The sequence below is a fragment of the Alishewanella jeotgali KCTC 22429 genome (genome assembly GCF_000245735.1).
Taxonomy (GTDB): domain Bacteria; phylum Pseudomonadota; class Gammaproteobacteria; order Enterobacterales; family Alteromonadaceae; genus Alishewanella; species Alishewanella jeotgali.
This window is the reverse complement of record NZ_AHTH01000005.1, coordinates 341,024-355,452: the sequence shown is the minus strand read 5'-3', so window position 1 is coordinate 355,452 and position 14,429 is coordinate 341,024. Positions and strand designations below refer to the sequence as shown.

Annotated in this window: 11 protein-coding genes; 6 read left to right on the top strand and 5 right to left on the bottom strand. The window is 46.0% G+C overall.

The genetic code is table 11. The features are described from left to right. Window positions 1-2,070, bottom strand: a complete 2,070-nt coding sequence (prsK, locus tag AJE_RS03165) for an XrtA/PEP-CTERM system histidine kinase PrsK (RefSeq protein WP_008949630.1) — start codon at window positions 2,068-2,070, stop codon at window positions 1-3. Between the two features lie 2 nt (window positions 2,071-2,072). Further along, window positions 2,073-2,828, bottom strand: coding sequence for a S1 family peptidase (locus AJE_RS03160; protein WP_039927946.1), 756 nt, complete (start codon window positions 2,826-2,828; stop codon window positions 2,073-2,075). A 308-nt stretch (window positions 2,829-3,136) separates the two neighbouring features. Here AJE_RS03160 and AJE_RS03155 point away from each other — a divergent pair, with 308 nt between their 5' ends. Both AJE_RS03155 and AJE_RS03150 read left to right on the top strand, forming a co-directional pair. After that, the gene (locus AJE_RS03155; RefSeq protein WP_138984188.1) at window positions 3,137-3,901 is read left to right on the top strand and encodes a PEP-CTERM/exosortase system-associated acyltransferase; all 765 of its coding nucleotides are present in this window, start codon (window positions 3,137-3,139) and stop codon (window positions 3,899-3,901) included. A 9-nt stretch (window positions 3,902-3,910) separates the two neighbouring features. After that, on the top strand, window positions 3,911-4,795 hold the full coding sequence (locus tag AJE_RS03150) for a ThiF family adenylyltransferase (RefSeq protein ID WP_008949627.1): 885 nt from the start codon (window positions 3,911-3,913) through the stop codon (window positions 4,793-4,795). An 84-nt stretch (window positions 4,796-4,879) separates the two neighbouring features. Here AJE_RS03150 and AJE_RS03145 read toward each other — a convergent pair whose 3' ends face one another. From AJE_RS03145 to AJE_RS03135, 3 genes are all read right to left on the bottom strand, one after another. Next, complete coding sequence (locus tag AJE_RS03145) at window positions 4,880-5,803, bottom strand: hypothetical protein (protein ID WP_008949626.1); 924 nt, start codon at window positions 5,801-5,803, stop codon at window positions 4,880-4,882. Between the two features lie 251 nt (window positions 5,804-6,054). Then, on the bottom strand, window positions 6,055-8,805 hold the full coding sequence (gene prsT / locus AJE_RS03140; protein ID WP_008949625.1) for an XrtA/PEP-CTERM system TPR-repeat protein PrsT: 2,751 nt from the start codon (window positions 8,803-8,805) through the stop codon (window positions 6,055-6,057). A 324-nt stretch (window positions 8,806-9,129) separates the two neighbouring features. Further along, entirely contained in the window at window positions 9,130-9,375 is a 246-nt protein-coding gene (locus AJE_RS03135; RefSeq protein ID WP_237709286.1) for an acyl carrier protein, read from the bottom strand. A gap of 145 nt (window positions 9,376-9,520) precedes the next feature. Here AJE_RS03135 and AJE_RS03130 point away from each other — a divergent pair, with 145 nt between their 5' ends. Genes AJE_RS03130 through AJE_RS03115 form a run of 4 tightly spaced genes read left to right on the top strand, consistent with a single transcriptional unit; the run spans window position 9,521 to window position 14,307 of the window. Next, window positions 9,521-11,158 (top strand): acyl-CoA ligase (AMP-forming), exosortase A system-associated, encoded by a 1,638-nt coding sequence (locus AJE_RS03130; RefSeq protein ID WP_008949623.1) that lies wholly within the window; start codon window positions 9,521-9,523, stop codon window positions 11,156-11,158. Further along, window positions 11,151-12,386, top strand: a complete 1,236-nt coding sequence (locus AJE_RS03125; protein WP_008949622.1) for a pyridoxal-dependent decarboxylase, exosortase A system-associated — start codon at window positions 11,151-11,153, stop codon at window positions 12,384-12,386. Before AJE_RS03130 ends, AJE_RS03125 begins: the two co-directional genes overlap by 8 nt. Then, the gene (locus AJE_RS03120) at window positions 12,383-13,438 is read left to right on the top strand and encodes a polysaccharide deacetylase family protein (protein ID WP_008949621.1); all 1,056 of its coding nucleotides are present in this window, start codon (window positions 12,383-12,385) and stop codon (window positions 13,436-13,438) included. Before AJE_RS03125 ends, AJE_RS03120 begins: the two co-directional genes overlap by 4 nt. Then, a complete protein-coding gene (locus AJE_RS03115; RefSeq protein WP_039927943.1) occupies window positions 13,438-14,307 on the top strand; it encodes a hypothetical protein in 870 nt (289 codons plus the stop codon). Before AJE_RS03120 ends, AJE_RS03115 begins: the two co-directional genes overlap by 1 nt. Window positions 14,308-14,429: the final 122 nt, after the last annotated feature.

Sequence of the window (14,429 nt, the reverse complement as noted above, 5' to 3'; positions counted from 1 at the left end):
CTACAATCCTTGTGCCTGAATCGCAGGTATTGACTCGCTAAGCTCATTTGAGTGTAGCGGAAGTTTGATAGTAAAGGTAGTACCTACACCAGGTTCACTTGATACGGAAAGTGAACCACCAGCTTGCTCAATATAGTTCTTGGCATCGTACACTCCTATGCCCATACCGGCATTGCCTTTGGTGGTATCAAAGGGCCTGAATAGGCGCTGTTCGATAAAATCACTGGTCATGCCGCAGCCAGTGTCGCTAATAACTATGATGACCTCATTAGCAGTCGTATCCAGGTCGAGCACAATTTTTCCATCTTCAGCTGTGGCATGTTGCGCATTGTCCAACAGATGAAACATGATGTTGGCAAAACGCTCCGGATCAAGATTTAAGTTGGTGTTACTGTGTACGCTAAGCTGAGGGCTTGGTAGCTTATTACTACAACGTTGCTTGATAACGTTTTCAAGTAGGGGGGCCACTGAGAAATTGCGCGCGCTTGGCACCGGGGCTTGTTTAGAGTTAAGTTGTGCTAACATATGATCGAGTCGCTGCTGCATGGCGGCGAGCGTAGTAAAGCTGTCCTCAATAAACTCCGGGTTATGCTTGTGTTTTACGGCATTTCTTAATAACAGGTCTAGTTGAGCTTTTACATTTTTTAAATCATGTAACACAAAGGCTGACATCCGACTAAAGGCTGCAAACTGAGCATTTTCGCTCAACTTATCGCTACTTTGAATAAGTTGTAGCAAAGCGACGATTTGTTCTGAGACGACAGAAAGATAATCGCGTAATTCCCAGTTTAATGTTAATTGTTGACCTGGGCTGCTTTGCATCAAACACACTCCCCATAATGTACTTTTGGTTCGTATAGGCATCAGGAGTTGAAACTTTAACTCACTTCGCTCCAGCCCTGCCGTCAAACTCTCTTCTGATTGGTTCAAATCCAACTGCCAGGCATCAGCCTGGTGTTGCTGATAGTACCTGTAAAGTAATTGCTGTTCCGACTCTGTTATCGCCGGGCGTTGCAGCAATGCCAGCACTTTAATTTGCGTGGGAGTTTGAAACTGCAATAGCGCACCCTGTTGGTAATGGATAGATTCCAACCAAACACTGAGAATTTGCTGATAGCGATTAGGCTGGTTCAAATCAACCTGACGTAAGCCCTGTGTTAATTTTAGCCATTGTTCACGATAATCGAAGCGGTTTGCAAAGAAGTGTTTTTCAATAAAAACTTTAAGCTTTCTTCTTACGGTACCTGAGAACAGCAGCAGCAACATCAGGACGAACCCCAGCACCATAAAGCTGGTTTGCAGTAACTCCGACCAACTTCCGCCAATATAGCGCAAGTAAAATCCAGTAAGCGCTAACAAGCAGAGATAGATGCCCGCGGCCAATACTAGGGTGCTCTGTAACACCACATCGCGGGAGATGTACACTTCTATCTCCCAGACTTTGATGCGCCGGATGGATAGTGTTAATACTGGCACCAGTAACGCAAAAACAAAACCTCTTGCTTGCCACAGTTGCATATCAATTCTGGCGAACAAAGCAGACTCAGCCAAAAGTACGAAGTCAAACACAGCGGTCGCGCCCAGTGCGATGACCAGGGGTTTAAATTGCCACCGTTCTGCAACTGAAGCTTTACGATACAGGGTTTCAAGTAAGGCCAACTGTATAATACAAAATGCCAAGCTACCGGTGTATAGCAAGCTGTTGGTGTCTGGCAAAAGCCAGGCTAACCCCATCCATGCCAGGGCTAAGCCTAAGGCCAATATAACGTGAGGACGGAGTAGAAACTGCTTTAGACTGTTTTGTAACTGTAATGCCGCAAGAAGAAATAGTATCAGCAGTAGCTGCCTTAACCATTCGAAAAATTTACTCGCCGTTCCTGAGTAGGGTATTGCATTAGTCACGGTGTACCAGAGAGCCCAGGAAATACAGCCGGCGGTGTAGGCAAGTAGCAGCAGCTTAGGAACACTGGTTTTTCTGGTGGTTAAGAGTAGTAGCAGCAGCATGCTATAGGCTAAGGCAGCGATAGCAAAACCAATTTGCTCAGGGGAAGCGGTAAACAGCGATGACATAGCTAATTTGAACTTTCTAATAGTGGCAACAGATGTTGCACCGGGATGGCGTAGGTAATGCCACTGGGGTCACTTAGTACAGCTTCCCGTGTTGATTTGATATGTACCTGATTTATAATCGCTATCACTTGGCCCGTTGCGGGTAAATAGAGGGGGCTGCCGCTATTGCCTGGGTAAGCAGTCGCATCAAGTTGATAAACTAAGTAGGGTGCTCCGAGTCTGCGGATAGCCGCTGCTTGTAGGTTAGCTGAGTGATCGGCCGGAATGGCTACAGGTGTTTGCGCTGCTATTATACCGCGATGTGTCGCGGGATATAAGCCAAGCACCTGGGTGATCGGATAGCCGGTAAAAGCAACGCTTGTTCCTTCAGCAATCAGTGATGCCTGCTGATAAAGGGAAAGGGCTGGTAGCCGTTGCTCTATGGTTAGTACTGCGAGGTCGTAGGCGGGCGCTGAGCGTTGCTGGGTAATATTATGTCGACTCATTTGCTGACCATGCCCGGATAATACAACATAAACTTCCTGGCGATTCTGATCCAGCGCTGAGGCTATTACGTGATAATTAGTCACGACTTGATTGCCGGGCTGAACAACAAAACCGGTGCCAACTAAGCGGATCCGTGGAGAACTGGTGGGATTATATACCCCTATGGCCACAATTGAAGGTTTTACTGCGGCTATAGTATTAACCAGTGGCTCTGCACTATTTTGAAAAGAGAGTATAACAACAAAGAGTAAAGTTAGTTTCCCCAAATGCATATCCGTAGCTGCCCGTTTCTAGTTCCTGATAAACAGCTCAATACTAGCTTAGCTGGTGAAAAAATGCGCGGCTTGATGCTGGAATATTAGACGGATTAGCGCATACTAAAGTCAGTATAGCAATGAGTTCGTTAGATGGTAGAAAATCAGCCTACAAATTAGAGTGATACCGTTGAACTTAACCTCGGATACTATGATAGTAGTCATGCTTGGAATGTCTGACATAACAACAACTTTAGCGCCGTTCTAATGCGTGGTAGCGGCTTTTACACTAAACTAAGTAAAGGAAACTTTTAATGGATGCCGCTATGACCAGCAAAACACTGGCAGAAAACTTTGCTCAGTATTTTGATATCGAATTTGCCAATACCAAGGCGTTGCAGGAAGAGGCTTATCGGATCCGTCATGCCGTGTATTGTGAGGAATTAGGCTGGGAGCCAGAGCGGGAAGATCGGATGGAAACCGATGAGTGTGATAGCTATTCGTTTACGTTGTTGCTCAGACATAAAACCAGTAAACGTTATGCCGGTACTGCAAGATTGGTGATATCACCACCAAACAGACCCGAGTGTTTATTGCCATTTGAAGCGCATTGCCTTAATTCCATAAGACCTGGTGCTATAAATTTAGCAGACTATAAAAGAGGCTCTTATAGTGAAATTTCCAGATTAGCAGTGCCAGAGACCTTTAGACGACGCTTGGGTGAACAAAATACTCCCTTTGTTGTTAATGAATTTAGTAGTGACGAAGCGGTATTTAGCGAAGAGGAGAGACGTAATTTTCCAAATATTGCCGTCGGATTGTATCTGAGTATTATCGCTTTGTCTGAGATGTGCCATCACCGCGCAATGTTTGTTGTGGTAGAACCCAGATTAAAGAAACGGCTCGAACGAATTGGATTTCCGTTTGAGCAATTAGGGGATGAAATGGATTATCACGGCGTTAGAGCCTTGTTTTATTTGCGCAAGGAAAATTACACCGCGAAGTTGTCGCCGGAAATACTGGAGCTGTATCAGTATCTGTTTAATAGCCTCCATCCACAGGTCCTCTTGTTACCTTATCTAGAGCGTTAAGAGAACGGTATGACAACAACGCACGCAGAATTATCTCCACCGTTTGATTATCATGCTGCCTTTTCCCGCAATATTGGCTGGTTTACTGAACAAGAACAGCAAATTTTAAGCAGTAAAAAAGTCGCCATTGCGGGCTGTGGTGGGGTGGGTGGTATTCATACACTCACGCTCGCCAGACTGGGTATTGGACACTTTGCCCTGGCGGATTTTGATAGCTTCGGCATTGAAAACTTTAACCGTCAGATCGGCGCGACCATGAGCACCTTGGATAAACCTAAATTGGCGGTGATCAGTCAAATGTTGAGGGACATTAATCCGCAAGTCCAATTAGCGGATTTTCCACAGGGTGTAAATGAACAAAACGCAGAGGCCTTTTTAGAAGGTGTTGACCTCTATGTTGATAGTCTGGATTTCTTTGCGGTTAAAGCACGACGGTTAATGTTTGAGATTTGTCATCGCAAACAGATCCCTGCTATTACGGCGGCGCCGCTGGGAATGGGAACTGCTTTTCTTTGTTTTATGCCGGGAGAAATGAGCTTTGAAGAGTATTTTGGCTTAGCCCAACATACGGAGTCAGAACAGTTTGTCCGGTTCTATCTCGGGCTGGCGCCCAAAGGATTACAGCGAAGTTATCTGGTTGATCCTAGTCGGGTAGATCTTGCGAATAAACGTGGCCCGTCTACCATAGTGGGCTGTACCTTAAGTGCGGGTATTGCAGCGGCCTATGCCAGTAAGATTTTACTTGGTCGTGGCGAACTTATTTGTGCACCAAGAGGTATGCAGTTTGATGGCTATTGCAATAAGCTTGCATACAGCTGGATGCCCTTTGGTGCCGCTAACCCATGGTTTAAGTTAAAAGTTAAACTGGCGAAGCGCCAGTTAGGTATAAACTAGTTTTGTTGTTCAGCTGCTATTAGCTGAAATAGAAACGCCAGATCACTCTGGCGTTTTATAACTGAATACGAAATTTGTATTGGTTTATGCCGATTTCGCAGTTCTACGTAGTCTACGTCCAGCTGCGCCCATGCCCAGTAAACCCAAACCTAATAAAGTTACTGACATTGGCTCTGGAACTGGGATACTAGCACTGAAACCTCCATTTAGAGACGACTGGCGGATAGCATTGTTGCCGATTACCCCTAGACTTGTTGGTGTTGGGATTGGTGGGCTAACATTGGTATTAAGAGCTAGTCTTACAAATTTTCCATCAGGTATACCGGCTGCCGCGTCTACGAAAACCCCTTTACTATTTTCCACCCATAAGAAACCTGTTTCAGCATAGGTAACATCAAAGAAAATATCTAAATTTGCCAAGTCAATTTTTGAGCCGACTACTGTTGCAGTGAGTACGGTTCTATTATTTATTGGATTTGCAAAATCATTGAAAATGAAATCAATCTGGCCTCCAGTAAATTTTGGACCAGTAGCAGTTAGGATACCGTTAAAGGTGTATAACAGCTGCATATCCCAAGATTGCAAGAATCCCTCATTATTTGATGCTAATGGTGGTACCAGTGGACTTAACGCATCAATATCACACTCACCAGCTAGTAGCGAGCAGTCGGGATGCCGTAAATTAACAGTACCGTTTTCAGATAAATTGGGCACGGTAATACCTGCAAGTGGAATACCTAGAGCTAATAATGTGGCTGAATTATTAGTGTCAAAGAACGTACCGGTTAAAACACCACCGACTTGCTGATAGACCGATGTTGCCCAAAGGAAGTTATAACTTAACTCGCGAAAATTACCTGTTCTGAAATCAGCATCAGCCAAAACTGGATGTAAACGAGCTAAATCATAATCATTTGTGCCAACATTTATATACATCATTCCCGCTGACGCTGCACTACTTAGCATCAAACCCGATGCGGCAAAGGCAGCCAAGATTAATTTTTTCATGGTAATTTCCTTCTAAAGACGCATTCTGTTTAAACCACTCTCGTGATTCCCGTTAGTAATAAGCAGAAACTATACCAACATTGTCGCTTGTATTTTTTTTAAATAAAAACAATAGTTTGCGTTAAGTTTGGATGTTGTGGATTTGCCGGGGGAAGTGTGAGTGTAAATAAAGCTGACACCTGCGCCAGTATTAGTCAGTGATATCGTGGTTAAGGAGGCTAGGAACGGGCCCGGTCATAGGCCCGTTACTGCTAGAGCTGTTGGCTAAGCTGGAGTTTGCGCTGTGTCAAGCGGGCATCGTGGCTATTTATCGAATTTAGGATTTGTGAGGCTTTGGCTTTATTGTCCACTAAAATAAGTGCTTCAGCGTAGTTCAATTTAACCTCATCATGTTCTGGCCGGATCGCCAGGGATCTTTCAAAATAGCTTAAGGCATCTTGATAACGTTGCAGTTTTAGCAAAGCAGCACCATAGGTATCCAGTATGTCCGGATTCTTATCGTCCAGACGCATGGCCCGACTAACATAAGTAAGAGCTTTCTCCGCCTCTCCATGCTCAATTAACATCCAGGCATAGTTATTCAACAACACCAGATTATCGGGGCTTGACTCTACCAGTTGTTGATAGATGGATACGGACTTACTGATATCTGTTTGCATCAGTAAGTTGGCATATACCATTTGTAAGCCTGGCGTGGTGTCGTGTTTGGCAATATGATTTTCGACAAAGCCTATGGCTTGGCGCAGCGAGACATCTTGCCTGTAAATTTCAGCGATAAACATCGCAGTTTGTGCTGAGGCGTCATCTTTATAACTTTCCAAAAATAAATTCAGCGCAGCACTTTTTTGCCCCAAAGCCATTAGGTTACGGCCATGTAGAAATTTTACCTCAGCGAGTCCCTGAAATTCAGCCGGGCTTTGTTTGATCGTCTCAATAGCTTTATCCGGCATGCGATACTCGGTCTGGAGTTTCAATTTAGCCATTAGCAATTGCGGATGTTGTGTTTGACGTAGCAGGTGTCGATCAAGGATTTGTAAGGCTTCGGTTACGTTATTATTTCGCCGGAGGATCTCAACATATAGTAAGGTTGCCTGAATATTGTCAGGGTCTTGCTGATGCCATGCTTGACTGAGTTTGCTCGCTTCAGAGCTATTACCTAGCTGTACATAGCTATCAACCAGAATCATCCAATGAGCAACGGGTAATTGCTGACTGGTATCCACCGCTTGCAACAGGTTTATCACCTCATTGAAATCGGCGGCACTGTGCAGATAGCGGGCAAAAGCAAGCCGAAGATGATAGTTTTGCGGATTTTTAGCCAATTGCGCCTTGGTATGTTTTATTACTGACGATGTATCGCCTAAACGATGATTGACGATAAAGGCTTGTGTTATTGCCGGAATATAATCGGGGTGTGAGTTTAGTAACTGATCCAGGATATTCTTGGCTTCGGTATAGTTTGTTTCAAAAGCGGCGACAGAGGCTAGCATTAGCGGTGTAAATGGATTATCGCTTCCGGTTGCCTTCGCTGCGGCTAAATGAACTTTTGCGTTTTCGGGTTTAAATTGTACCAACTCGGCATAGGCTTTCAGATTATGCCCCATAAAGGCGGTTTCCGGGTCTTTTATCCAACCATCAGCTAATTGGTAAACTTTTTCATATTGTTGTTGTCGCATGTAACTGCTGGCAAGAATGAGTCGCGTTTGATGATGCCCAGGCTCCATCATCAAGGCCAGCTCCAGATCGCGGATGCCAGCCATTTCCTGGCCAGGCACACTCAGTTTCAATTGCCCCATGGTCAGTAACGAATTGATGTCATTAAAGCCTGCACTATCGTACTTAGCGATAAGTTCTGCAGCGGCACGGTTGTCACCAGCCTGAGCCAAATTAAAAGCAGTGGTTGCATACAGGTTTAAATCTTCAGCGCTGGGAGGAGTAGAACTTAAGGCATCTCTGGCGATACCCGGTTCACCGGCTTTAAGCTGTAATGCAACATAAAGTCGCTTTGCAGAAGGAAAAGCGTCCAATGCCTGGCCCATAGCTGAGAAGTTATGTAGGGCCTGCGACTCTAAACCCAACTGGAAAGCAGATAAGCCGGCGATCAGCCGCGGTTGAGGTGCCCGATAACCACTAGTAATGGCTTTTTCCGCGAATTCTTTGGCCTTTACAAAATCTTTTGCATCATATTCAATTAACGACTTTAAGTAGTTTGCATAAGCCTGTTCTGGCAGCGCGCGTAAAATCATCTCAATATGCTGATTTGCTTCCTGATAACGGTTATCACGGATTAATGCTTGGCCGGCGAGTAAACGGGCTTTGAAATTACGGGGTTGTAGCTTGATTAAGGCAGAGAAAGCTTCGCTGGCCGGTGCGAACTTATCGTTAACTAAATGCAGATTACCAATGAGTGATAGTGTTTCAGCGTAATGTGGGCTGGTTGTTGGAATACTCTGCAGCAGATTGATGGCTTCTTCATACTGGGTCGTGGTTATCATCAAATTGCTTTGAGCAAATGCCTGAATGTCTTGATATTCTGACAATGACAGCTCATGAAATAAAAAAACGGCCCGGTCGGCAGCGCCAAGCTCTAACTCGGCCAAGGCCCGATAAAGTTTGATATAGTCGGCTATCGGCTGCTCTAGCTCTTCTGCTTCCGGATACAGAGCCAACACTTCACTAAAATTGCCTGCGATATAGCTCGCTCTTACCAGTGGTACAGCAATGTCGGCGGCGGTAATACCTCCCTGCTTAGCCAACTGTAGCTCTTTTTCAGCCGACACCGCATCACCTATTTGTAAGTAGGTCAAACCCAATGCTAAGCGATACTCAGCGTTATCCGGAGCTTGTTGCACTGCTGATTTGAGCTCGATTATTGCGGAGTTGTACTGTTGATTAGCGATAAAAGCGAGGGCATCCTGATAGTGAGCTGCACTATCTTTTTTGCTGCAGCCTATTGTTAAAGCCAGCATTAAACTCGCTGCGACCAAGGTGATTTTTTTCATCTAACAACACTCCATGTGGTAATCAACAACGCTGAGCAAGCGGGTGTTGCGGCAAAGCAAGCCGCACTACCACTTAGCCAGCCGTAACTAAAAGCGGAATACCGTCGAGATCTGACTACCACTGTCAGTGTCACTAATCACTGATGCGCTGTTTCGACAGACAGATAAATTCTGTATTTTATTTAGCCAGTTTAGCAGGTAAATGCATAATGTTAAGCTGTCGGACAAAGAATTCCTGCATCTGAGCTACGCTTCTTTCCAGCGTGCCTTGAGCCCTAAAGTAACACTAAGACCTAATAACATCACTTCGCCACAACGCTAACTTCAAGCCGCAAGTTTAGAGTCAACATATTGTTGTAACTGCCCGAAATTCTCAAAAATTTCGGCTGAAATCTCATCATCACTGATGGCAATTCCCAGCTGATTTTCCAGTTCGGTCAGGATAGCTATTACCGCCATAGAATCAAATTCCGGGATCGCACCGAGTAGCGGAGTCGTGGCGGTAAAGGGGCGGTCAATTTGTAAAACGGATCGCAAGATGTCGCTAACTATTTGCTGTGTGTTCATCATTTCTATCCTTGACGGTCTCACTTTTAATCTACGCAAGCTGCTAAAAAATTCAACAACATTAGTGACAAGCTGGCTATTTTTTTTGAGAAGTTGATGTATTATTAAACAATTGCGGAGTCTAGATAACAGGTCAGAAAGGACTGATATGACCAACAGTTTAGCTGAACTACTTTCCTTCTCAGCCCGTCGCTTCGCTGAACGGCCGGCACTTCATTATAAAAATCAGCATATTAGCTATGCGCAGTTGCAACTTTGGGTGCAGCAGCAAACCGAGCGGTTATCGCTACTCGGTTTACAACGCTTTGACCGGGTTGCCATTTATTTACCCAAACAGCTTGAAACGGTTGTCGCTTTATTCGCCTGCAATAGTGGTGGCGCCGTTTTCGTACCAGTTAACCCTGCACTGAAAGCGGCTCAGGTTCAGCATATTCTCAATGATTGTAATGTACGTTGTTTGATCACCAGTGTTGAGCGGTTGCATGGGTTAACGGAAGTGCTGACAGCTTGTCCTGATTTGCACACAGTATTAGTCGTTGACAGTGCCAGTTTGACCGCGGTTGAACAGTTACAGCCATTACATAGCCATTACCGGGTAATGGCTTGGTTAGAACAAAGAGAAGAGCTGAGTACTCCGAACCTAACACCCAGACATCAAAGTATGACTGATGCCGATATGGCCGCCATCTTATACACGTCAGGCAGCACCGGTAAGCCTAAAGGTGTAGTATTGTCGCAGCGAAATTTGCTGTGTGGCGCTGCCAGTGTCGCCAGTTACCTGCAAAACACGCCTGACGATGTGCTGCTTGGGATCTTACCCTTAAGCTTCGATTATGGCTTAAGCCAACTAACCACCGCCTTTAGCGTTGGTGCCAGTGTTGTACTGTTAGATTTTCTGTTGGTGCAAGATGTTGTACGTGCAGTTGAACATTATCAGGTTACCGGTATCGCCGCTGTACCACCGTTATGGGCTCAGTTAGCCAAGGCAAATTGGCCGGAGGGAAGCGCCAGTTCAGTGCGTTATTTTACAAACTCTGGTGGCGCTATGCCCCAGGCCTTGCTAAGTCAATTGCAGATTATTTTCAATAAGGCTGAACCCTACTTAATGTACGGGCTAACCGAGGCCTTTCGCTCAACCTATTTACCGCCGTCCGAGTTGTTACGCAGGCCTGGCTCTATGGGAAGAGCGATACCCAATGCTGAAATTTTAGTTGTGCGGGAGGACGGCAGCCTGTGCGGCCCTAACGAGCCGGGTGAATTGGTTCATCGCGGTCCTTTGGTGAGTCTGGGCTACTGGAATGCTCCAGAAAAAACGGCTGAGCGCTTTAAACCGGACCCTCTGGCGGCATCGGGCATTCAGCTGGCGCCGCTGGCAGTTTTTTCCGGTGATACCGTGAAATATGATGAAGAGGGTTTTCTGTATTTTATTGGCCGGCGTGATGAGATGATCAAAACCTCCGGTTATCGGGTTAGCCCAACCGAAGTGGAAGAGGCCGTATATCGGCTTGACCCGGCTATTCAGGATGTAGCGGCATTAGGTATCTACGATGGGACTGATCAGGGCATTTTAGTACTGGTTGCGTTAGCCGGTGGTGCCAGTAAAAACACCGACGTCATCACGGGGCAATGGCTGATCCAATTAAAACGCAGTTTACCCAATTTTATGATACCCAGGGCGATAGTATTAAAAGACGGTTTGCCGAAAAATCCGAATGGAAAAATTGATCGCAAAGCCCTGGCGCAAGAATACCAGCATTATTTTAGCGAGGCAAAGCCGAATGAGTGACACGACAATACAACATGAATCGATGTCACAATTTGCGCAGCGCGATAATCAACTGTTGCTTGGCGGCTTTAGTCTTAACGCGATTAGTCAACTGCTGGGTAAAACAGTGTTTTATGCTTATGACCGGCAAATCATGTTGCAACAGGTGCAAAAATTCAGAGCCCATGTACCTGAACGTATAAAGTTACACTATGCGATTAAAGCTAACCCCTACTGGCCGGTGGTGCAGTGTTTAAAATCGCTGGTTGATGGCTTTGATGTTGCTTCACAACAAGAGATGCTGTTGGCTCTGCAAAGTGGTATGCCGGTAAAGGATATTAGCTTTGCCGGCCCGGGTAAGGAAGACGCCGAATTACTATCTGCTATTGTCGCTGGCGTTACCCTTAATGTTGAATCTGTCGGTGAGCTGGCGCGAATTAGCCAACTGGGCCGGCACGCTAATATTACCCCTCAAGTGGCGTTAAGAGTTAATCCGGCCTTTGAACTTAAAGCTTCTGGTATGAAAATGGCAGGCGGTGCTAAACCCTTTGGTATAGATGAAGAGCAGGTTCTGCAGTTACTGCCACAGATTGCCAAGATGCCGGTGAAATTACGTGGTTTTCATATTTTTTGCGGCTCACAAAATTTAAAGGCGGAAGCCTTAATCGACGCTCATCAACATACTTTTGCGCTGGCCGCTAAACTGGTGGCGGCTTGTCCTTACCGACCCGAGATGATCAATTTAGGTGGTGGTTTTGGTATACCCTATTTTAGTGGTGAGCGGCGCCTGGATCTGACGCCAGTGGGCCAATCACTACAACTTTTATTACAGCAGTATCAGGTTGCGTTGGCTGATATCGAGTTAGTGATTGAACTAGGTCGTTACTTGGTGGCGGAGGCCGGGGTATACGTCTGTCAGGTACTGGATAAAAAAGTCTCACGCGGTACCACTTATCTGGTTTGTAACGGAGGCTTACATCATCATCTGGCTAACTCCGGCAACTTTGGTCAGGTGATACGGAAAAACTACCCGGTGGCGATTGGTAATAAACTCAGCGCTACCGAGCAGGAGCAGGTCACCATAGTTGGCCCATTATGCACACCTTTGGATATTATCGCGGATAAAGTGTTGTTACCTATAACTGAGCCCGGCGATTGGGTCGTCGTGTATCAGTCCGGCGCTTATGGTCCCACGGCCAGCCCTCAACAGTTTTTAGGGCATCCGGCGGTGGTGGAAGTTTTGTTGTGAACACGGAAAAGCTGAAAGAGCGGCTGTTGTTGCTACTGCGTGCAGCTGGCGTTTTCAGATTGACACGCTTGTTAATGCGCCGACGTTTGCTGATCCTGGCTTACCATGGCGTGTCCTTGTTTGACGAGGCTGGTTTTAACCCCAATCTGTTTATTACCCCCGACACCCTACAACAGCGGCTGCGTTATCTTAAACAGCAAGGCTATACAGTAATGCCGTTGAGTGCAGCACTAGAGGCATTAGATCGCCAGCAATTGCCAGCTAATACAGTTGTGATTACCTTTGATGATGGTTGGTACTCTACCGGCGCCAAAGCGGCACCGTTGTTAGCCGAGTTGTCGATGCCGTTTACACTTTACGTCACCAGCTACTATGTAGAAAAAAATCAGCCAGTGCTAAATGTGGTGATGCGTTATATTTTTTATAAGAGCTCACTAGAGCAAGTGGATTTAAGCCAACTGCAGCTTAAGCAACAGCCCCAGTGGGTACCCTTTACCAGCAAAGCTGAGCGAGAAATCCTCTATGTTCAAGTTTTTGCATACTTTACCAGCTTGCCAGGGCTTAGCGAGCGACTAGACTATGTTCGATTGTTAGCGCAAAGCCTGCGGGTCGATATTGAGCATCACTTGCAACAACGTTGTTTTAATTTATTAACTAGCTCAGAGCTAACGAAATTGGCAGAGCAAGGTGTCGACTTACAATTACATACCCATCGGCATAGAATGGAATTTTCATCAGCGGAGTCGTTTTTACAGGACATAGCAGACAATAGAGCCAGCTTAACTCGGATCTGCGCGGGGGATTTTCAACACTTTTGTTACCCGTCCGGTCAGCATACTCGCCAGGCGGCCATGCTACTGCAGCAAGCTGGTATACAATCCGCAACGACCTGTGCCCCCGGTTTTGTCACCAAACACACTGATCGTTATTTTTTGCCACGGTTTTTAGATGGTGAGAATATTAGCCAATTGTTGTTTGAGGCTGAGGTTACCGGTGTGCTGGAGTGTTTACGGCTGATAAAACGGCGCACTCTGCGCTTAGTGAGGCGCTGATGGACAGTTTAGCGCAGCAGCTCGCCGACTTACAGCCCGCTGTGCCGGAAGTGACTCGTATTCAGCTGCAACAGTTAGTACAAGAGTGTCAAACGCAATTCAACCGGGTTAGCCCTTATCATGATCATGCTATTGCGCAGGTATTAGCATCGCTCAACCAGAACAATACTTCTGAGCAAGTGTCTGCGGCAAAAAGCTGGTTGATCCTGGCATTTTTACAGCAACATCTTGCTCAGATGTTCTCAACAGCTTATCCGCAAGGTATTCAGGCTGAGTTTCGTCGCCAGATCGAGAGAATTTGTCAATTTGTTGTCACGTCACAGTGGCAAGATTATGCCCCGGATGTGTTCTATAAAGATCTGGCCCTGGCACGCTTAAAGTTATTTCCAGCCGGTCCCGCTTTGGTTGACTGCTATTCAGGTATTAGTTTGCGCCAGGGCTTGTCGCTGGATATTCGCCAGAGCTGGCGCTTTATTAGATTACTTCAGCAGCTGGGTGGACGCGTGGGTTACTATCAAACTCATGTTCATCTACCGCTGTTACCGGCTTTTGATCACAATGGCTGGCAGCATGCTTACCAATTAATTGCCGAAATGTTAAAGCAATATCCATCTATTAAAGGGGTGTTCTCGGTTAGTTGGTTACGCGATCCTCAACTGGCGGAGATTAGCCCACATCTGGCCTATCTGAATCAAGGTTTAATCGAGCTCGGTGCCCAAGCTTTCTATTGCGGAATCGACACCAGCGGCGATGCCTTGGTTAAATCGAGACATCGGCAGCAGTTGTTTCAGCAAGGTAAGTATCAGCCTCAACGTGTGCTTTTAATCTGGCCGAAAGCAGCTTTATTACGCTGGGCGGTGTTAGCTTAACTACCTTAAAGTAACGTTTAGATTTTTCAAAAAAAGCGTGTGTGATTTATTGTCCATAGTGAGGTGAGGTTATGCGTAAGCGTCCGGCGAACACATCTTTTATTTGCTAACTGATCACGCAT